Source organism: Pseudomonas sp. C6002, assembly GCF_013385805.1.
GTDB lineage: Bacteria > Pseudomonadota > Gammaproteobacteria > Pseudomonadales > Pseudomonadaceae > Aquipseudomonas.
In genome coordinates this window covers 17693-36153 of record NZ_JACAPH010000043.1, presented here as the reverse complement: position 1 = coordinate 36153, position 18461 = coordinate 17693, and the positions used below count along the sequence as shown (strand labels likewise).

Annotated in this window: 19 protein-coding genes; 8 read left to right on the top strand and 11 right to left on the bottom strand. The window is 61.1% G+C overall.

Annotation, left to right across the window (positions count from 1 at the left end; genetic code table 11):
• Positions 1–74: 74 nt before the first annotated feature.
• The 3 genes from nhaA to HX817_RS28475 all read left to right on the top strand — a co-directional run bounded on the left by nhaA (position 75) and on the right by HX817_RS28475 (position 2980).
• Positions 75–1262 carry a Na+/H+ antiporter NhaA gene (gene nhaA / locus HX817_RS28485; RefSeq protein ID WP_003211688.1) on the top strand — a complete coding sequence of 396 codons (1188 nt, stop codon included), beginning with the start codon at positions 75–77 and terminating at the stop codon, positions 1260–1262.
• A 156-nt stretch (positions 1263–1418) separates the two neighbouring features.
• A complete protein-coding gene (locus HX817_RS28480; RefSeq protein WP_177041973.1) occupies positions 1419–2648 on the top strand; it encodes an S-type pyocin domain-containing protein in 1230 nt (409 codons plus the stop codon).
• Positions 2645–2980 carry a hypothetical protein gene (locus HX817_RS28475; protein ID WP_177041971.1) on the top strand — a complete coding sequence of 112 codons (336 nt, stop codon included), beginning with the start codon at positions 2645–2647 and terminating at the stop codon, positions 2978–2980. The genes HX817_RS28480 and HX817_RS28475 overlap by 4 nt, the downstream gene beginning before the upstream one ends.
• A 77-nt stretch (positions 2981–3057) precedes the next feature.
• Here the strand turns inward: HX817_RS28475 and HX817_RS28470 are convergent, their stop codons facing one another.
• The 6 genes from HX817_RS28470 to dinG form a co-directional block, all read right to left on the bottom strand.
• Positions 3058–3522, bottom strand: a complete 465-nt coding sequence (locus tag HX817_RS28470) for a glycine zipper 2TM domain-containing protein (protein WP_177041969.1) — start codon at positions 3520–3522, stop codon at positions 3058–3060.
• Positions 3523–3801: 279 nt separating this feature from the next.
• Positions 3802–4449: a pyridoxamine 5'-phosphate oxidase gene (pdxH, locus tag HX817_RS28465; RefSeq protein WP_003211693.1), complete on the bottom strand. Its 648-nt coding sequence runs from the start codon at positions 4447–4449 to the stop codon at positions 3802–3804.
• Between the two features lie 27 nt (positions 4450–4476).
• Positions 4477–5634 (bottom strand): OmpA family protein, encoded by a 1158-nt coding sequence (locus tag HX817_RS28460; protein WP_087694263.1) that lies wholly within the window; start codon positions 5632–5634, stop codon positions 4477–4479.
• Between the two features lie 142 nt (positions 5635–5776).
• Positions 5777–6922, bottom strand: coding sequence for an EstA family serine hydrolase (locus tag HX817_RS28455; protein WP_003211696.1), 1146 nt, complete (start codon positions 6920–6922; stop codon positions 5777–5779).
• Between the two features lie 91 nt (positions 6923–7013).
• Positions 7014–9341, bottom strand: a complete 2328-nt coding sequence (locus tag HX817_RS28450; protein WP_177041967.1) for a beta-galactosidase — start codon at positions 9339–9341, stop codon at positions 7014–7016.
• Positions 9342–9436: 95 nt separating this feature from the next.
• Entirely contained in the window at positions 9437–11581 is a 2145-nt protein-coding gene (gene dinG, locus HX817_RS28445; RefSeq protein WP_008432096.1) for an ATP-dependent DNA helicase DinG, read from the bottom strand.
• Positions 11582–11680: 99 nt separating this feature from the next.
• Here dinG and HX817_RS28440 point away from each other — a divergent pair, with 99 nt between their 5' ends.
• Positions 11681–12145, top strand: a complete 465-nt coding sequence (locus tag HX817_RS28440) for a CopD family protein (protein WP_003213709.1) — start codon at positions 11681–11683, stop codon at positions 12143–12145.
• Positions 12146–12247: 102 nt separating this feature from the next.
• Here the strand turns inward: HX817_RS28440 and HX817_RS28435 are convergent, their stop codons facing one another.
• The 3 genes from HX817_RS28435 to HX817_RS28425 all read right to left on the bottom strand — a co-directional run bounded on the left by HX817_RS28435 (position 12248) and on the right by HX817_RS28425 (position 14116).
• Complete coding sequence (locus tag HX817_RS28435; RefSeq protein WP_003213707.1) at positions 12248–13006, bottom strand: hypothetical protein; 759 nt, start codon at positions 13004–13006, stop codon at positions 12248–12250.
• Positions 12999–13292 (bottom strand): DUF1145 domain-containing protein, encoded by a 294-nt coding sequence (locus HX817_RS28430; RefSeq protein WP_087694264.1) that lies wholly within the window; start codon positions 13290–13292, stop codon positions 12999–13001. Before HX817_RS28430 ends, HX817_RS28435 begins: the two co-directional genes overlap by 8 nt.
• Before the next feature lie 128 nt (positions 13293–13420).
• The gene (locus tag HX817_RS28425; RefSeq protein ID WP_008432103.1) at positions 13421–14116 is read right to left on the bottom strand and encodes an OmpA family protein; all 696 of its coding nucleotides are present in this window, start codon (positions 14114–14116) and stop codon (positions 13421–13423) included.
• A gap of 180 nt (positions 14117–14296) precedes the next feature.
• On the opposite strand from HX817_RS28425, the gene HX817_RS28420 reads away from it, so the two are divergent.
• From HX817_RS28420 to HX817_RS28405, 4 genes are all read left to right on the top strand, one after another.
• Positions 14297–14794, top strand: a complete 498-nt coding sequence (locus HX817_RS28420; RefSeq protein WP_008432105.1) for a DUF6231 family protein — start codon at positions 14297–14299, stop codon at positions 14792–14794.
• A gap of 4 nt (positions 14795–14798) precedes the next feature.
• The gene (locus tag HX817_RS28415; RefSeq protein ID WP_003213699.1) at positions 14799–15269 is read left to right on the top strand and encodes a YchJ family protein; all 471 of its coding nucleotides are present in this window, start codon (positions 14799–14801) and stop codon (positions 15267–15269) included.
• A 61-nt stretch (positions 15270–15330) separates the two neighbouring features.
• A complete protein-coding gene (locus HX817_RS28410; RefSeq protein ID WP_003213697.1) occupies positions 15331–15831 on the top strand; it encodes an LEA type 2 family protein in 501 nt (166 codons plus the stop codon).
• Positions 15828–16028: an SEC-C metal-binding domain-containing protein gene (locus tag HX817_RS28405; RefSeq protein ID WP_003213695.1), complete on the top strand. Its 201-nt coding sequence runs from the start codon at positions 15828–15830 to the stop codon at positions 16026–16028. The genes HX817_RS28410 and HX817_RS28405 overlap by 4 nt, the downstream gene beginning before the upstream one ends.
• A gap of 140 nt (positions 16029–16168) precedes the next feature.
• On the opposite strand, the gene HX817_RS28400 is transcribed toward HX817_RS28405, so the two are convergent.
• Positions 16169–17560, bottom strand: a complete 1392-nt coding sequence (locus HX817_RS28400; protein WP_177041965.1) for an ATP-binding protein — start codon at positions 17558–17560, stop codon at positions 16169–16171.
• Entirely contained in the window at positions 17557–18267 is a 711-nt protein-coding gene (locus HX817_RS28395; RefSeq protein ID WP_003213692.1) for a response regulator, read from the bottom strand. Before HX817_RS28395 ends, HX817_RS28400 begins: the two co-directional genes overlap by 4 nt.
• Positions 18268–18461: the final 194 nt, after the last annotated feature.

Genomic DNA, 18461 nt, shown 5'->3' with positions numbered 1-18461 from the left:
TATAACTTTTGTTTTAACAACTAACGGTACGGGTTAGGGTACCCACCTATTGAACTTTGATTGGAGAGCATCCCTTGCCTCTGCGTAGCACTTTCACCCGTTTCTTCCAGCTGGAAGCCGCCAGCGGTCTGCTCCTGATCGCTGCTGCCGCTTTGGCGCTGATCATCAACAACTCACCGCTGTCGCACCTCTACGCGAGTTTTCTCGACGTGCCGGTGGTCGCACAAATCGGCGCCCTAAAAATCGCCAAGCCGGCGCTGCTGTGGATCAACGACGGCCTGATGGCCCTGTTCTTCCTGCTGATCGGCCTTGAGGTCAAACGCGAGTTGCTCGACGGCCAACTGTCCAAGCCTTCGCAAGTAGTACTGCCGGGAGCGGCAGCCATCGGCGGCATGGTCGTGCCGGCGCTGATCTATTGGGCGCTGAACAAGGACAACCCGGCCGCCCTGGGTGGCTGGGCAATCCCCATGGCCACCGACATTGCCTTCGCCCTGGGCGTATTGGCCCTGCTGGGCAAGCGCGTGCCGGTTTCGCTGAAGCTGTTCCTGATGACCCTGGCCATCATCGACGACCTTGGCGCAATCATCGTGATCGCCATCTTCTACTCCACCGACCTGTCCGGGGCGTCATTGGCCGGTGCAGCAGCGTGCCTGATCGCCTTGATTGCGATGAACCGGCTGGGTGTCGTCAAGCTGGGGCCCTACATGATTGTCGGGCTGATCCTGTGGGTCTGCGTGCTCAAGAGCGGCGTACACGCCACCCTCGCGGGCGTTACATTGGCGTTCTGCATCCCGCTGCGCACCAAAAACGCCGAGCCATCGCCGCTGCTGACCCTGGAACACGCCCTGCATCCCTGGGTGGCCTACGCGATCCTGCCGCTGTTTGCCTTTGCCAATGCCGGCGTCTCGCTGGTGGGCGTCAACCTGGAAAGCTTCACCCACCACGTGCCAATGGGCATCGCCGCCGGCCTGCTGCTGGGCAAGACCGTTGGCGTACTGGGCTTCACCTGGGTCATGGTAAAAACCGGCCTTGCCGCACTGCCCGCCGGCGCCAACTGGGGCCAGGTGCTCGGCGTGGCGGTCCTGTGCGGCATCGGCTTCACCATGAGCCTGTTTGTCGGCTCCCTGGCGTTTGTGCCGGGCAGCAGTGAATACGCGGGTATGGACCGGATGGGCATCCTGACCGGATCGATATTGGCGGCGCTGATCGGGTATGCAGTGACGGCGATGGCCAGTCGCAAGCAGGCGCTCGTTCAGGCGTAACCGCTTTTGGAGCCGGCTTGCCGGCTCCAACCTCCTCTAGGCCCATTCGGCGCCATCTCACAGAACCGTCCTACATCCACCCTCCGCTGCTTGCAATAACGTCGTGCTCCCGGCTCCGCCGCCGGACGTCGTTATGCAACACGCCAGGAGGGCACGATGGCAAACAACAAGGATATACCCCAAGTCTGGCGATGCTACGGGACCGGCACGGGCGGTTACCGACGGCTCGAGAACATGAACGAGCGCGAGTTGGCTGAGCGTGAGGCCAGGCAGCAAGCATATGAAGCCATGCTTGCCCGCCAGGAAGCCTACGAGGCCAGGCGTAAAGTGGAGCCGCCGCCAACGCCATTGCCCATGGTCGGCTGCGTATTCGCAAAGTCCTGCAATCTGCCGGACGCCCTCATCGACTACAACAATCCGTCCGGTTACTTACCGCTTGATCGCATAGGGGACTATGGCGAACACGTGCTGCTTGGTGGCCGTGAAACCGACAGTGAGGGGCTACTGCCACTCAAGAAGATCAGCGGCAGCGCCCTCCCGGCCGGGCTCGGAACATTGGCACTGGGCGGTTCCGCGATCGGCGGGGCATCAAGCGTCGCAGCCGGTGCTGGAACAGTCGCCGCAGGCCTGATGCTTGGGATTGCAGCACTTATCTGGCCCTCCAGCTTGGGCGACAGCGCGCTCTACAGCGACCGTCAACTGCGCTCAATGCCACGAGCGCGTACACGGGTTCGCCTGCACGTCGAGCAATTAGCTAACGGCACCCTCAAGGGATACGCCTTCTACACAGGGAAAAATCGCGACTGGGAAATGATCGATGTCGTGAAGTTTGGGCTGCGAGGCAAACATCAGGTCGCGGACTTGGGCGACGGGATTGAGCTGATCTGGACGCCTGCCATCGATCCCGCTGGCACCCTCGGTATTCCTGCGCTGGAAGCTGCGCCGCAGGCACCGCAAATCTGGGTGTACCCACCGACCGAGAAGGCCGCTAGCATCATCGTTGACCCGATTTACCCGCCGGAATACAGGGATTTCATTCTGGTGTTTCCGGTGGATTCGGGCATTCGGCCTCTGTATATCGTTGTAAGCCTGAAGTATGAGGACGCCCCCTATCACGGAAAAAAAGATAGCTCTGTCAAAAGCAAAAAGCCGACTAACGGCTTAGATGCTCTTAACAACTCAGTGGAGCTGAATCCGCCAAATTCACGTAGACGAATAGGTATTGACCCACACACAAACGAGTTTGTGGTGATTGATCGCACCTCAGAAGGTCTTTACCACGGTCATGTGAGGCGGTGGAGTGAGTTAAGACAAGAGATGAAAAACGCTTTAATAAAAGCGAATAAAACAGATCGAAAAGGAAAAATTCTAGGAGCTGAAAAATGAGTATGCGTTATCACGACCCGTCTTTTAGCCACGATGAAGCTATAAGCCTTCTAGCCACCAACGACCTAAACAAGATCACAGAAGCCCTGATATCCATTGGCCTCAACGAGACAGACGCTACGTGGGCACAAGAAACCTGCCTCCGGTATGTGAGCAATGATGACGAGAACATCGCGTCAGCTGCCATCATTGCGATAGGCCACATCGCGCGACGCTTCGGTGAGCTTGACATGGCGAAAATTTCGCCAGCACTGCAACAAGCAAAAACAAAATCACCGTTTCTGAGTGGTGCCGTACAAGACACCCTTGACGATATTCATATGTTCACCTGATCCCGCAAAACATACGTCCAACAAAAAACCCCAACCGGCCACCCGGTTGGGGTTTTTCTTTTCCTGCAACCTTACCCTTAACGAGTAACGCGGCTGGTTCCGTCCACCGTCATGATGCGAACGCGGTCGCCGATGCGGAAGATTTCGTTCTCTTCAACCGCCTGGACGTAGGCGCGCATGCTGCCATCATCTTCGCGGACGGTGATTTCAACACCCTGGGTGCGGGTCAGGCCTTCCTCGGTGGCCGAGCCCAGCAGGCCGCCGGCGACTGCGCCGATAACGGCGGTCACGATGCTGCCACGGCCGCCGCCGATGGCGCTGCCGCCAACGCCGCCGATGACTGCGCCCGCAGCGCCGCCGATTGGGGTCTTGGTGCCTTCGATTTTCACCGGACGCAGGGATTCGATGGTGCCCATGCGAACAGTCTGTACACGACGAGCTTCGTCACGGGAGTACGAGTCGCCGGTCAGACTCGAGGCGCAGCCACCCAGCAGCAGCGACAGGGTGGTAAAGCAGGCAACTAGTAAAACGGACTTACGCATAGCATCAACTCCAAAGGACAGGTATCCATTAAACCGCTGTGGCTTGCCGCCTGTCACGGCATGCCGGGCAGAAAATTGTTTTCATTCAGCCTTAGTACAGAGAACCTGTACCGAAAAACTCGACGAACGGTAGCAATCCCACCTCTCAGGATCTCGATGGACGCTGTCATCATTGTAGCTAACGGCCGCATAACGCAGCGAAGCGCTACCCATCCAAGGTCTCTGACTAGAGACTTCGGCGTGCAGCGCTACATTCAGGCGAGGTGACGAAAGGTGGGCTCAGGGCGCCAGGCGCTCACGGGTCCAGTCGGCCCCCTGCAAGCGGAAGTTCAAGCGGTCGTGCAAACGACTCGCGCGGCCTTGCCAGAACTCGATGCGCTCCGGCAGCAGGCGGTAACCACCCCAGTGTTCGGGGCAATCAGGCTGGGTATCGCTGAAGCGTTGTTCGGTGGCCTTGAGCAGCGCCTGCAACTCTTCGCGGTCCCTGATTACCCGGCTTTGCGGTGAAGCCCAGGCACCCAGGCGGCTACCCAGGGGACGGACCTGGAAGTAAGCATCCGACTCCTCGGGCGAGACCTTGACCACCCGACCTTCGATGCGCACCTGGCGCTCCAGGGTCGGCCAGAAGAAGGTCATGGCGGCAAACGGTCGCGCCGCGAGTTGTTCGCCCTTGGCGCTCTGATAATTGGTGAAGAAGGTAAAGCCCTGTGTATCCAGGCCTTTGAGCAGCAGGATCCGGCAGTGCGGGCGACCGTCCTGGTCTACCGTAGCCAGGGTCATGGCATTGGCCTCCACCGGTGGCTGTTCGGTTTTCACCGCGTCGGCGAACCACTGGTGGAACAAGGCAAACGGTTCATCCGGGGCCTGGGCCTCGCTCAAACCGTCCCGTGTGTAGTCACGGCGCATATCGGCCAGTGCCTGGGTCATGCGGCTTTATCCTTCTTGCTCAAATAATCAGTTCTTCGCCTGGTCGTTGGTAGCAGCTGGAGCGGCGGCCTTGGCAGGTGCTGGCTTTTTAGCAGCAGGCTTGGCCGGGGCCTTTTTGGCAGCCGGCTTGGCGGCAGCTTTCTTGGCAACGGTTTTTTTCGCCGGAGCGGCAGCTTTTTTGACCGGAGCAGCGGCTGGAGCAGGAACGTCCTGCACAGCGACCATTTCAGCCTTCGGCGGGTTGGCCGAGTTGTACTTGCTCAACAGGGCCAGCATGGTGGTGCGCTGGGTGAACATGATTTCCATGCGACGGTTCAGGGCGCGGCCCTGGTTGCTGTCGTTGGCGGCACGCGGCATCAGGTCGCCCATGCCACGCAGCATCAGGCGGTCCTGCTTCAGGCCGCTGAGGCTGAAGATCGAAGCGATGGACTGTGCACGTTCCTTGGTCAGGGCCTGGCTCACCGGCTCGGCACCCGAGGTATCTACATGGCCCAGGACCAGTACGGCAGTTTTCGGATCGCCTTCAACGGCCTTGGCAACACGGGTGAACGGACCCAGGGTCACCGGCAGCAACATCGCCGGGCGTTTCGGGTTGTAGGAGCCGTCAACCGGAGCAATCACCACCAATACGTTGTCGCGGCGTTCCAGTTGCAGGTTGCTGTCCTTGATCGCGAGACGCAGGCGTGGCTCGTAGTCGTCCAGCCAGGCCTGGGTGATTTTTGGATCAGGCATCGGGATGTTGGCGACGTCGACTTTGGCCAATGGCTTTGGCTTGCTTTCGAACGGCCACCACCATTTGGTATCGGTATCCGTCTTGGCAACGGCAGGTGCAGCGGCCGGTGCATCAGCCGGGGCGCCGGAGGCAGGCGTTGCCGCCTTGAGGTCGGCCTTCAGGTCTGCCTTGGCGTCGTCGGCTTTCGACGAGAACGGCCACCAGCTGGAGCCGGTATCCGCCTTCGCAACCGGTGCAGGTGCAGCAGCCGGTGCTACCGGCGCTGGCGCCTTGGCCGCGACCGCCGGCTTGGCATCCGGTTTGGTGTCGGCCTGGCTCACTGCGTCCTTGGTAGCAGCCTTATCGGAGCCAAATGACCACCAATGCCCGCCCTCGGCATCATTTTGTGGGGTTTGTGCACAGCCAGTAATAGTGAGGCATAGCGCCAGTGCCAAGGACTTGTTCGATAACATGAGATATCCACAAAATGAGAAAAAACCAGGGGCCTGAATGACCCGTTAAACAGACGCTTTTGGAACATTAAAGTTACAACATTTTGCCTAGCGTCTTTTTGTATGTGCCTTTGTAACAAAAAAACGCAAGACAGCAAGCTATTTACAGACAACCGGCCAATATTCTTACCAACTTTTGCGCCCGCGGGTCCATAAGTACATAGGGGCCCAATGTATTGGTCACGAAACCAAAGGCTACATCATGTTCCGGATCGGCAAACCCCACCGAACCACCGGCCCCGGGATGCCCAAAGGCCCGTGGGCCAAGGCCGAACGTGGCGTTTGGCACGTGCGGTTGATCCAACATGCAACCCAGCCCGAACCGGGTTTGTGTCAATAAGGTTTTATCCGGGCCGATACTGTGTTCGCGGGTCAACTCTTCGAGCATATCGGCTTCCAGCAAACTACCGTCGAGCAGCCCACTATAAAAACCCGCCAGACTTCGCGCATTACCGTGACCATTTGCCGCTGGCTGCTGCATACGCCGCCATTCGGGTTTATTAGTGCTGGTCAGAATAGACGGTGGATTGGTAAATGCACGGGTAGTCATCGCCGTCGGCTCGCGCATCGTTACTTGAAGTAAACGTTGTGCCGCCTCATCGCCAACATTGCCCTTGCCTCGGGCTATATGGGCAACTCGATAAAACTCTTCATCTGCCAACCCCACATGAAAATCCAGGCCCAGTGGCCGTGCAACCCGGGCCACGATGGACTCGCCCGGCCCACGACCGTCGGCGCGGCGCAGCAACTCGCCCACCAGCCAACCATAGGTAATCGCCGCATAACCGTGCCCTTCCCCGAGCTTCCACCATGGCGCTTCGGCGGCGAGGGCGTCGACCATCATCTGCCAGTCGTACAGGGCTTCGGCGGGCAGCGTTTCACGCAGGGCCGGCAACCCGGCCTGGTGACAGAGCAGATGACGCAGGGTGATGGCTTCCTTGCCCGCGGCAGCAAACTCCGGCCAGTACTTGGCGACCGGCGCATCCAGCTGCAACTTGCCTTCGGCCACCAATTGCAGCGCCGTGACGGCCGTAAAGGTCTTGGTGCAGGAGAACAGATTGGCAATGGTGTCGCTGTGCCAGGCCTCGGCACCGTCCTTGTCGGCGGTACCGGCCCACAAGTCGACGACGGTTTCGCCGCCAATCTGGATGCACAGCGCGGCACCACGTTCCTGAGGGTCGTCGAACAGCGCGGCGAAGGCTTCACGCACCGCTTCGAATTGAAGCTCGTAATGACCCTGAATCTGCACCTAAGCCCCCTTGGAAAAGTACTACAGAAAGTGGCCGACATTGTTCCAGCCATTGAGCGATTTGTGAACCCGCTCTCGTCGATCAGCCCCATCAATGACCTTTGCCGGAATGCCCGCCGGAATGCTCTGCACCCGGCGCTGCTGCATTGCCTTCACGCCCGGGCTTGCCGCCCTCACCGGCGTGGACCGCTGCGGCAGCCTTGGCCTTTTCGGCTTCCTTGCCCAGTTGATCGACGGCAGCCAGGTTACTTTTGCGCACACTGTCGACAAACCCTTGGAACGGCACATCGGTGATGCCGACCAGACCGAAATGGCCGTTTTCGCCGTCAAGCAAACGGCCGGTAACCGGCTGGTCCAGGTACTGGAACCAATGCACGCCGACAATCGACGGCTCGGTCATGGCCTGCTTCAGGAAGTTGGCGTAGGCAACCCCACGATCCTCTTCCCGGGCCAACTGCGTCACGCCGCCCCAGAACGGGCCGCGGTCAGCCGAGCCGAAGTTGAATTCGGTGATCAGCACCGGCTTGTCCAACGTCCGCAGGGCCGCGAAGTCGTAGCCGTCCTGAGGCTTGAGGGTGTACATGTTGAAGCTCAGCACATCGCAATATTGCGCGCAGGACGCCACCGCTTCCGGCGTGCTGACCGCGTATCGGCCACCCAGCAACAGCTGGTTGGGCGCATGCCATTTCAATGCATCGGAGATGGTCTTGAAGTAGGCGTCGGCAAAGGTCTTCTGGAAGTACTTGAAGTCCGCTTCGATTTCCGGGTGCTCCGGGCTTGGCATTGGCGGCACAAAGCCCGGGTCTTCCATCAGTTCCCAGGCGGGCAGCTCGATGCCCCAGGCCCTGGAAAGCCCCTCCTGGTTGCGGTACTTGTCGCGCAATTGCTTGAGAAACGCGCGCTTGGCCGGCACGTCGGTGGTCATGCGCAGGGTGCCGTAGGCCAGGGCGTAGCGGGATTTCGCATCATCACCGGGACCGGCCCAGGCCAGTTCGTTGTCGGCAAAGAAGCCGATCAGCCACGGGTCGTCGCGATGGTCACGGGCGGCAATTGCCACCGCACGCTCGGTGGCCATGGCGAAGCGCGGGTCGAACGGGTCGGGCATGCCGCCCCACCAATCGGTGCCGGTGCTGATGCTCGCGTAATCACCGACGATCGACAGTGGCAAGGTGTAAGGCACGCGGTCGGCGGTCGCCAGCTGCGGCGCACTCCAGTTGCCCACAGTATTGAAACCCCAGGCCCGCAGGCGGTCGAGGGTGTGGCTGACCCAGCGTTTCTGGTCGAAACCTTCCGGAGCACAAGGTGCCGGCGGCACGCACGGCTGGCCATAGGTACGCTGCAGGTTGGCGCCATAGAAGTCGTACCAGCGGCCGACATTAAAGCTGCGCCCCTGATCGGCACCATTGCCGCTGCGGCTGTCACCGCTGCCGTAGTATTTGTCGAAAGGCTCGCCGGCCTTGGGCAGCGCGGCAAACATCCATTCGCGGCCCGCCACGTAGGTCTGGCTGTTGTCCGGGGCGACGGTGTTGACGCCCAGGGAGTAGAACGGATGGCCTTCCGGTGTCACCAGGTACCAGCGCCCGTCGCGCTTCTCGGTGCGGAAGAAGCCGCTGGCGTCAAAGGCCGGGCCCTTGTTCCAGCCGCCGAATTTGTCCAGGGAGGCCTTGTCGCGCTCGGCCAGCCAGCCCTTGAGCTGTTGCTGTTCCTTGACCGCTGCGGCCCTCAACTGCTCGTCGCTGCTGACTTTCTCCGGCCACCGGGCGCGGGTGGACTGCCCATAGGCGTCCACCAGATCGCTGTAGGTAGCCTTGAGCACCGGCGCGATGTCCTGCACGCCAAAGCGTTCGAGCAAGATGCTTTGGGCAACGTTCGGCTTGATCATCGACAGGGTCACCGACACGATCTGGCTGCGGTCGATCTCCCCTTCGCTGCTGGCCAGCAGCACGCGCTGGCCATCGACAGTGATCGGCATCGGCGGGCCGGCCTTCATCCCCTGGCTCAGGGGCGAGTTGGCTTGCAGCGGAATCAACAGCGTTTGCGCGGGACCGGCTGGCAGGTCGATACGGCTGAACAGCGTCCGGCCGTCATTGCTCTGCACCTTGACGTACAGGGTCAGCGCCCAGTCCATCGCACTTTGAATCCGCAGGCTCATGGCACCGGATTGCGACCAGTCCCAGGCGCCGGTCTGCGGGCTGAGCACCAGGCTCGGTTCGGCCGCCGGGTTGAAGGTGATACGGCGCAGCACTTCGCCTTCAGCGGTTTGTTCGGCGTTGTATTGCGGCAGGCTGGCGTCCTGGGTCGCCACCTTGACCACATCGGCGGGCCGTACAAAGTTGAACAAGGTTTGTTGCCCGGCAGGCGCAGCCAGCAATGGCGCGGCAAACAACAGGGCAAAAACAGCGGGCAGCGTGCGAATCATGTGAACAAGGTTCTCCCAAACGGCCGGTGACTGGCCTGATGACGTGAAGCGATGGTGAGATAGACCACAAAGTGGGCGAATTCGCCCACTGGGCCTTAAGAAATTTCCCGCCGAAACGGCGGTAAAGCATTCAGGATAGCTTTCCCATAGCGCTGGGTAACCAGACGCCGGTCAAGCAAGGTGATGGTGCCGCGATCTTCTTCGGTACGCAGCAGGCGGCCGCAGGCCTGGACCAGTTTCAAGGAAGCGTCCGGCACCGAGATCTCCATGAACGGATTGCCGCCCCGGGCTTCGATCCATTCGGCCAACGCGGCTTCCACCGGATCATCCGGCACCGAGAACGGGATCTTGGCGATCACCACGTGTTCGCAGTAGGCACCGGGCAAATCCACACCCTCGGCGAAACTCGCGAGGCCGAACAGCACGCTGGAATCGCCGCCATCCACCCGCGCCTTGTGCTTGTTCAGGGTTTCCTGTTTCGACAGGTTGCCCTGGATAAACACCTGCTTGCGCCAGTCACGGTCGAGGCCGTCGAACACGTCCTGCATCTGTTTGCGGGACGAGAACAACACCAGCGTGCCCCGTGAGCCCTCCACCAATGATGGCAGGTCACGAATGATCGCCGCCGTATGGGCCGGCGCATCCCGTGGGTCGGCCTTGAGGTCCGGTACCCGCAGCACACCGGCGTCGGCGTGATGGAACGGGCTGGGCACCACGGCGGTGACGGCCTTTTTCGGCAGCCCGGCGCGCATGCGGAAGCGGTCGAAGGTGCCCAGGGCCGTCAGCGTAGCCGAGGTGACCAAGGCACCGTAGGCCACGTTCCACAGATTGCGTCGGAGCATTTCCGCCGCCAGGATCGGGCTGGCGTTGACCTCGATATCGAACAGCGCACCGCTTTCCGACAGGGTCAGCCAACGGGCCATGGGCGGGTTGTCTTCCGGGTCTTCGACGGTAAAGGCGGTCCACAACTCCCAGTTGCCCTGGGACCGGGACAGCAGGCTGCCAAACAGCGGGTACCATTCTTCAGCCTGATTGCTGGCGATGCCGATATTGACCTCGCCATCCATGCCTTCCTTGAGCAAATCGGTGAGACGGGTGAACAAGTCGGTCAGGCGCGAAAAGCCCTTTTTCAGCTCGACGCCCATTTCGCGCATGTGCTCGGGGATCAACCCGCCAACGAAACGATGGCGCGGCCGTTCGCGGCCTTCCACGTCTTCGCCGGGCTTGAAGTCTGCCACCTGCTCGCAGGCGCTGAACATGAATTGCTGCTGGGTCTTGATCTCCCGCGCCAGCTCCGGCACCTGCTCGATCAACTTGCCCAGGTCGCCCGGCAGCGGGTGCTGGGCGAGCAACTTGGTGAGGTTCTTGGCCGTGGTTTCCAGCCAGTCGGCGGTGGAGCGCAGCCGCGTGTAGTGAGCAAAGTGGCCGATGGCCTTGTCGGGCAGGTGATGGCCTTCGTCGAACACGTAGAGTGTGTCGCGCGGGTCGGGCAACACGGCGCCGCCCCCCAGGGCCAGGTCGGCGAGGACCATGTCATGGTTGGTGACAATAACGTCGACCTTGCCCATGCCTTCCCGGGCCTTGTAGAAGGCGCACTGGCCGAAGTTGGGGCAATGCCGGTTGGTGCACTGGCTGTGATCGGTGGTCAGGCGCGCCCAGTCGGCGTCTTCCAGGGCATTGGGCCAGCTGTCGCGGTCGCCGTCCCATTTATTGCCCGCCAGTTTCTCGATCATGCTGGTAAACAGCTTCTGACTGACCTCATCGACTTCGATCTTGAAGCCTTCTTCTTCGAACAGCGAGGCAGTGGCGGTTTGCGCGTGGCCTTCCTGCAACAGCACGTCGAGCTTGGACAGGCACATATAGCGCCCACGGCCCTTGGCCAGGGCGAAGGTGAAATTCAGGCCGCTGTTGCGCATCAGGTCGGGCAGGTCTTTGTAGACAATCTGCTCTTGCAGGGCGACGGTGGCGGTTGCAATCACCAGGCGCTTGCCGGCGGCCTTGGCGGTGGGGATCGCCGCCAGGCTGTAGGCCACGGTTTTACCGGTACCGGTGCCGGCCTCGACGGCCACCACGGCGGGGTCGCCACTGCGCCGACCTTCGTCGTCGGTGTCGATATCCCCGAGGACCTTGGCGACTTCGGCGATCATCAGGCGCTGGCCGTACCGCGGTTTCAAGCTCTTGGCTTCGAGAAAACGCGAGTAGGCGCCCTGGATCGTGGTTTTGAGTTCAGTGCTGATCATGGATAGTCGGGCGCAAAAAACGCTGGATAAATTTTCAGTGGTTCGGATCGGCCGCTATCATACCCCGCTAATTAATCCCGCGCAGAACGGAGTACCCCAATGACCGTCTTTAGCTTCGCTTACACCCTGCATGTACTGGCCGCCCTGATCTGGGTCGGCGGTATGTTTTTCGCCTGGATGATCCTGCGCCCCGCCGCCATGGCCGCGCTGGACGGGCCGGCCCGGCTGAAACTCTGGGTAAATGTGTTTCAACGTTTTTTCGTGTGGGTCTGGGTGGCGGTGCTGGTGTTGCCGATCAGCGGTGTCGGCCTGCTGCAACTGCGCTTCAGCGGGTTTGAGACCGCGCCGCGTTATGTACAGGTCATGATGGGGTTGTATGTGGTGATGACGGCGCTGTTTATCCGGATTCAGGCGCTGAAGTTGCCGGAGCTGCGCGTGGCGGTGGCGGCGGAGGATTGGCCGGCCGGGGCTGCGGCCTTGGGGCAGATTCGTAAATTGGTGGGGATCAACTTGATAGTGGGGTTGGTGCTGGTGGCGATTGCTTCGGCACGGCCGATGTTCTAAAGCGCCTAGTAGACCGCTTTCGCGAGCAAGCCCGCTCCCACATTTGGAATGCGTTTCAAATGTGGGAGCGGGCTTGCTCGCGAAAACGTCAGGCCAGTCGCCTCAGAGCCTCTGAATGGTCACAGCACCCGCAGGCCCCGCTGGCCCCGGCTGCCCTTCCAACCCGGCCCGGCCCTTTTCGCCGCCATCCGCGCGGTACACCAGGCACCCCTTGGACTGCCCGCCTTTACCCGGCTTGCCCGCCGTGCCCGCCAAGCCACCGGCTCCGCCGTCCACCCAGACCTTGATTTTCTCGCCCGGGAAGTCCTGCGGCAATTCCACACGAACCTGCGCGCCCGCCGCGCCCGGCAGCCCGTCGCCGCCGTTGTCGCCATTGGCACCGCGCCCGGCCGAACCCCAGGTGCAGCCCGGGTCTTCGCCGTTGGCACCATCCAGCCCGGCATAACCCTGGGCACCCGCGCCACCGCGGGCATCCACCGACAGCTCATCGGCCGTCAGCGAGTTAATCCGCAACACCAGGTCACGCCCCGCCTTGGCCGGGCGCTCATGGGTACCGGGAGCGCCGCGTGAGGTGATCTGGCTGCCCTGCTCCAGCTGCGCCTGACGCACCTGCAGTTGCAACGTGGTGCTACCGGGCACGATGGCGATTCGCGCGTCGCGGCCCAGGTGCAGTTCATCCACGGTCACCTGGGTGATATTGGCGGGAATCAGCAAGGTGCCGTAATCCGCCACGTCCAGTCGCTCCAGTTGCAACACACCACTGCTGTTGGGCAGGCGCATCAACGAGTTGGTCTCGACGCTGACGCTCTGGGCCAGGGCAATGGGGCTGACCAGCAGGGCCAACAGAAAAACCTTACGCATGATTGGCCTCCTTGTTTACATCATTAGCCGGTGTCGGCGTCGAAAAGCTCTGCACATGGAACATACCCACCAGCAGGATCTGCAAGCGGTCACGCCAGGGATGGGCACGGGTTTTCACACTGCCGTTGAACAACAGCAGTTCCAGAACATGGGTCAGCAACAACAGGCTGCCGGCCAGGTTGACCAACAGGTGGAACGGGTTGATCAGCGGTGTGATCAGGTTGACCACCACCACGACCCAGAACAGCAACGTCAAGAATTTACCCAGCCCCCAAAACACCTTCATCCCGCACGCTCCCCTTGCACATTATTCTTTGGGCGCACAGTAACGACTTCTACAGGCGTTGTGCCAGTGAAGGATTAAAAAATTGATGAAGGGGCCCCTGGGGATTCCGCAGGGGCCTTGAGGCGGGGTCAGCGGTTGATCTGGATTTCCACGCGGCGGTTCAGCGCGCGGCCATCAGCGGTTTTGTTATCGGCTACGGGGTGGCTTTCGCCGGCGCCGGTCACGGAGACAAAACTGCTGCGCGGGATGCCGGAACTGACCAGGTAGTCGGTCACCGAATGAGCGCGTCGTTCAGAGAGTTTCTGGTTGTAGGCATCTTTACCGACACTGTCGGTATGCCCGCTGACGCGCAGCTGCGCACTCGGGGCCTCTTTTTTCAGGCGGGTGGCAATCACGTCGAGCTTGGTTTTGTCGGCAGCGGTGAGCTTCGCGGAGTCGAACTCGAAGTGCACGTCACGAATCACGATGGTTTCTTCCTTGACCACCACCACTTCCTCTTGAACCACCGCTACCGGCACCGGAGGGCAGCCATTGGCGTCGACCTGCACGCCTTTTGGCGTGCCAGGGCACTTGTCGCGGCTGTCCGGTACGCCATCGCCGTCCTCGTCACCGTCGCCATGCACCCAGCAATAGGCGCCAGCCATGCCGCCAATCAGCAGTGCGCCGTAGCCTGCATAGGACGAGCTTTGGGTCGCACCAATGGCAGCACCGGTCACACCGCCGACGGCGGCACAGGTGGGCCAGTCGGTTTTTTGCAAGCCTGCGCAACCTGTCAATACTCCGGTTAGCAGAACCAAGGGTAGAGCTGTCCGCATGATGCTCATCTGACTTTCTCCTGAGGGGATCGGCGGGGGCCGACGAGTGGAGTAAAGACGGCTCTTTTCATCTGCGCCAGCGTGTCACACCCCAGTATTCATTGGGCCGAGCGGTTTATTCTCGCCGCCCGCTCTAGGCCCGCACGCTCAGGCAGGCTAGTCTCTACGGTCCTGATGTGAGGATCTTCGATGACTGCCGGTATTTCTTCCCGTACACCCCAGCAAGCGCTCGCTGCGCTGCTTGATCTTCACGCGCCCAAACGCCTGCTGTTATTGGGCGCCAGCCAGTTCCCGGCGCTGGATGCCTTTAAGGAAGCACACCCGGATACCGTGGTGTCCTTCGCCGAGCCCGGCCCCTTGCCCACCGACCTCGCGGCCCAGCGTTTTGACCTGGCACTGGCGGTCGGTTGCCTGGAACACCTGTCAAAACCTGCGGGCCTGACCCTGCTGGGGGGCATCCGCAACCTCAATGCCAGCCGCATTGCGGTGCTGGTGGACCTGGAGGCCTGCCACTGGAAAGACACCGATTTCTTCTCCCTGGCCCTGCAAGCCAGCGAGCGTTTCCAGCGCGACGATCAGGTTTTGACGCTGTTTACCTATGATCTGCTTGACTATAAACAGGTGCCGGATTGGCTGAACGCCCGCTTCTGGGCCAACCCGCAAAACTTTGGAAAGTATTGGTGGTAACCCGATGAGTACATCCATTTGCCCCTGCGGCAGCGGCAACCTGCTGGATGCCTGCTGCGGTCATTATCACGCCGGCCACCCGGCCCCCTGCGCCGAAGCGTTGATGCGTTCGCGCTACAGCGCCTATGTGCTGGGCCTGGTGGACTACCTGGTGGCAACCACCCTGCCTGCGCAGCAAGCCGGGCTGGACACCGCCGCCATCGGCGCCTGGAGCGCCCAAAGCACCTGGCTGGGCCTTTCAGTGGAAAGCTCCGAGGTGTTCGGCGGCCAGCCGGAACACGCCTTCGTGACCTTTACCGCTCGCTGGCATGACAGCACCGGCGAACACAGCCACCGCGAGCGCTCATCTTTCGTACAGAACAATGAGCACTGGTACTTTATCGACCCAACAGTGGACGTGAAGGCCGGGCGTAATGACGCCTGCGTGTGTGGCAGCGGGCAGAAATTCAAGAAGTGCTGTTCCGGCTACCTCTGACATTCATTGATACCCGACAGGCTCTCGCTTGCTATGCTGACTCTTCACACGGAGTAACGGCATGGTTTCTCAGGCGCGGGTATTCAGGACTTACAGCCTTCTGCTGGCATTGATGCTGGGGCTCTCCGGCTGCGCGTCGTGGTTCGCCGACGATACGCCCGCCCCCGAGGTGCGTCTGGTCAAGGTCGACCCCGTGCGGGTCAAGTTGCTGGAGCAGAAGTTCAAGCTGTATTTCCGCGTGGATAACCGCGACGACAACGACCTGACCGTACGCGGCCTGGTTTACAAGGTCAGCCTCGGCACGATGGTGCTGACCGAAGGCGAGTCCAACGAATGGCTGACCGTGCCACCCCACAGCCACGCTTTTTTCCGGGTATCGGTGCGCACCAACCTGTGGCCGCAGATCCGCGATGTGGTCGACATGCTGAAAAATCCGCGCGATCCCGTGCCCTATCGTCTTGAAGGCGAGTTGAAAACCGGTTTATTTATCGGGAACGACGTGCAGGTGTTGCGCAATGGCGAGATAATCCCCGGCGATTTTATTCCGGAGCGACATCGATGACTCAGCAACCCCATGTCCATGGTCCCGACTGCAACCACGATCACGATCATCATGATCACGACCACGGCCATGTCCACGGCCCGAACTGCGGCCACGCTCACCAGGAGCCGGTGCGCAATACGTTGAAGGACGTGGGTCGTAACGATCCTTGCCCGTGCGGCAGCGAGAAGAAATTCAAGAAGTGCCACGGGGCTTGAGTTAAGAAACCCGATTCTCGAAACACTGCACATCCAAATGTGGGAGCGGGCTTGCTCGCGAAAGCGCAGTGTCAGTCAACCTCTCTGTTACTGATACACCGCTTTCGCGAGCAAGCCCGCTCCCACATTTAGCCTGTATTTCAAGGCCAGGATTTGCGCTGAAACTCCAACACCACCTCCAATCCCCCACCCTCCCGATTGCTCAAGCCCAACCGCCCGTCATGGGCACTGGCGATCGTATGCGCGATACTCAGCCCCAGCCCGTAACCACCGGTTTCCACATTGCGTGAGCCTTCCACCCGGTAAAACGGCTCCATCACCTGTTCCAGTTGTTCCTGGGGAATCCCCGGCCCACGGTCGCTGATGACAATCTTCAAGCTGTCCGCCTTGTCCTCTACCCGCACCACCACCTCGGAGCCATAACGCACCGCGTTCTCCAGCAGGTTCTGCACACAACGCTTGAGACTGCGGGCATACCCCGGCAATGGCTGTTTGGCCCGCCCTTCTATCGTCACCGTCTCGCCCACGTCCTGCAGGTCCGCCTGCAAGCTTTGCAGCAAGGCGTTGATGTCGATGTTCTGGCGCTTCTCGTTGATTTCGCCGCTGCTGACGAAGTCCAGGGTGCTGGAAACCATGTGCTCCATTTCTTCCAGGTCGCTGCGAAAACGTTCCTTGGTGCGGTTGTCGTCGAGCATTTCCGTACGTAACCGCAGGCGCGTAATGGGCGAGCGCAGGTCGTGGGAAATCGCCGCCAGGAAGCGCGTGCGCTCGGCGATGTTGGCGATCAGCCGCTGCTGCATGGCGTTGAACGCCTGGGCGGCGCGGCGCACTTCGGTGGGCCCATCGAGGGCCAGCGGTGGCCGCTGGATGTCCCGGCCCAAGGCTTCGGCAGCCTTGGCCAGGGCGTTGAGCGGGCGAATGGCCAGGCGCACCGCCACCAGGGCAATGATCACCAGCACCAATACCCGCAGCAGATAAATGCGCATCACGTAATCGAACAGCAAGTCCATCGGCGAAGTACTGGTCCAGCCTTGTTCCTCGGTGGCCTGCACCTGCAGCCAGCGCCCGTCCGGCAAACGCAGGTCAATCAGGAATTGCCCCACCACAGGCCTGGAGCTGAGCAGAGTCGACAGCCCGGCATGCTGGCCCTCGGCATCCAGCAACTTGAGGCTCAACAGATGCAGGTTCTGGGTGTAGCCGGTTTTCTCCGAGAGCACTTTATTCAGCAAGCGCTCGGTGGCCTGGTCGCTGTCGCTGATGCTGCTTGTCACATCACTGGCCTGGTCACTCAGGGTCAGGCGAAAGCGCGGCGTATCGAGCAGCTTGATCAGCAGATCCGCCTGCGCCGGATCGCTGTGTACCAGCCGCACCACGTCCGCCAGCCGCGTGGCGATCAGCCGGCTGGGGATTTCCAGCACCTGGCCGTGGCGCATGTCGTACCAGATGCTGCTGGTCAGGGCCTGGGCCGCGAGCATGCCGCTGACCAGGATCAGCACCAGCCGGCCGAACAGCGAACGCGGCAGCAGTTTCACGATTGCAGCGCCACGTCGTCGGCGGTGAGCATGTAACCCTCGTTGCGCACGGTCTTGATCAACCCGGCCGGCAACTGCGAGCGCAGTCGGCTGACGCACACATCAATCGAGCGGTCGAACGGCGTGCTGTCTTTGTCGAACACGTGGTTGAGCAAAAAGTCGCGGCTCAGCGGCCGGTTGGGATGCTGCAACAACAGGCGCAACACCCGGTAATCGGAGTTGCCGAGGCTGACCACCACGCCTTCCGGCGAAAGCAATTGGCGGGCCCGGGTGTCCAGCTGCCAGCCGGCAAAGCTGATGCTCGGTGCTTCATCGAGCCGCGCCCGGTCCGGAAAACTCTGCACCCGGCGCAGCACCACCTTGATCCGCACCAGCAACTCCCGCGGGTCGAACGGCTTGGGCAGGTAATCGTCGGCGCCGATTTCCAGGCCGACGATCCGGTCGATCAGCGTGCCCTTGGCGGTGAGCATGATCACCGGCGTATTGGAGCTGACGCGCAATTCGCGGCACAAACTCAGGCCGTCTTCGCCGGGCAACATCAGGTCGAGGACGATCAGGTCGATGACATTCAGCGCCAGGCGGCGGCGCATTTCCTTGCCGTCGCCGGCGGTGGACACCTGGAAGCCGGCGTCACTCAGGTAGTCGCACAGCAATTGGCGGATTTGCGGGTCGTCATCAACGATCAGCAGGTGGTCTTGCTTGGCCATGGGGCAATTCGTCCGAAACTCAAAAGGCAGGAGATAGCCGAAACTTCAGCCAGGAGTACGCGCAAATGTAATGGAATGTTGTGGGAAGCGGTAATCACGCATCCACATTACAAAGCCACGGCATGGCGGCCGGTATCGGTCTTTAGACTACCGAATCTAAATGAGATTAATTGTAATTTAGCCTAGGTCACTCC

Excerpts from the sequence above, each read along its gene's own strand:
- HX817_RS28480 (WP_177041973.1), top strand. The coding sequence starts at position 1,419 with ATGGCAAACAACAAGGATATACCCCAAGTCTGGCGATGCTACGGGACC.
- HX817_RS28475 (WP_177041971.1), top strand. The coding sequence starts at position 2,645 with ATGAGTATGCGTTATCACGACCCGTCTTTTAGCCACGATGAAGCTATA.
- HX817_RS28470 (WP_177041969.1), bottom strand. The coding sequence starts at position 3,522 with ATGCGTAAGTCCGTTTTACTAGTTGCCTGCTTTACCACCCTGTCGCTG.
- pdxH (WP_003211693.1), bottom strand. The coding sequence starts at position 4,449 with ATGACCCAGGCACTGGCCGATATGCGCCGTGACTACACACGGGACGGT.
- HX817_RS28460 (WP_087694263.1), bottom strand. The coding sequence starts at position 5,634 with ATGTTATCGAACAAGTCCTTGGCACTGGCGCTATGCCTCACTATTACT.
- HX817_RS28450 (WP_177041967.1), bottom strand. The coding sequence starts at position 9,341 with ATGATTCGCACGCTGCCCGCTGTTTTTGCCCTGTTGTTTGCCGCGCCA.
- dinG (WP_008432096.1), bottom strand. The coding sequence starts at position 11,581 with ATGATCAGCACTGAACTCAAAACCACGATCCAGGGCGCCTACTCGCGT.
- HX817_RS28440 (WP_003213709.1), top strand. The coding sequence starts at position 11,681 with ATGACCGTCTTTAGCTTCGCTTACACCCTGCATGTACTGGCCGCCCTG.
- HX817_RS28435 (WP_003213707.1), bottom strand. The coding sequence starts at position 13,006 with ATGCGTAAGGTTTTTCTGTTGGCCCTGCTGGTCAGCCCCATTGCCCTG.
- HX817_RS28430 (WP_087694264.1), bottom strand. The coding sequence starts at position 13,292 with ATGAAGGTGTTTTGGGGGCTGGGTAAATTCTTGACGTTGCTGTTCTGG.
- HX817_RS28425 (WP_008432103.1), bottom strand. The coding sequence starts at position 14,116 with ATGAGCATCATGCGGACAGCTCTACCCTTGGTTCTGCTAACCGGAGTA.
- HX817_RS28420 (WP_008432105.1), top strand. The coding sequence starts at position 14,297 with ATGACTGCCGGTATTTCTTCCCGTACACCCCAGCAAGCGCTCGCTGCG.
- HX817_RS28415 (WP_003213699.1), top strand. The coding sequence starts at position 14,799 with ATGAGTACATCCATTTGCCCCTGCGGCAGCGGCAACCTGCTGGATGCC.
- HX817_RS28410 (WP_003213697.1), top strand. The coding sequence starts at position 15,331 with ATGGTTTCTCAGGCGCGGGTATTCAGGACTTACAGCCTTCTGCTGGCA.
- HX817_RS28405 (WP_003213695.1), top strand. The coding sequence starts at position 15,828 with ATGACTCAGCAACCCCATGTCCATGGTCCCGACTGCAACCACGATCAC.
- HX817_RS28395 (WP_003213692.1), bottom strand. The coding sequence starts at position 18,267 with ATGGCCAAGCAAGACCACCTGCTGATCGTTGATGACGACCCGCAAATC.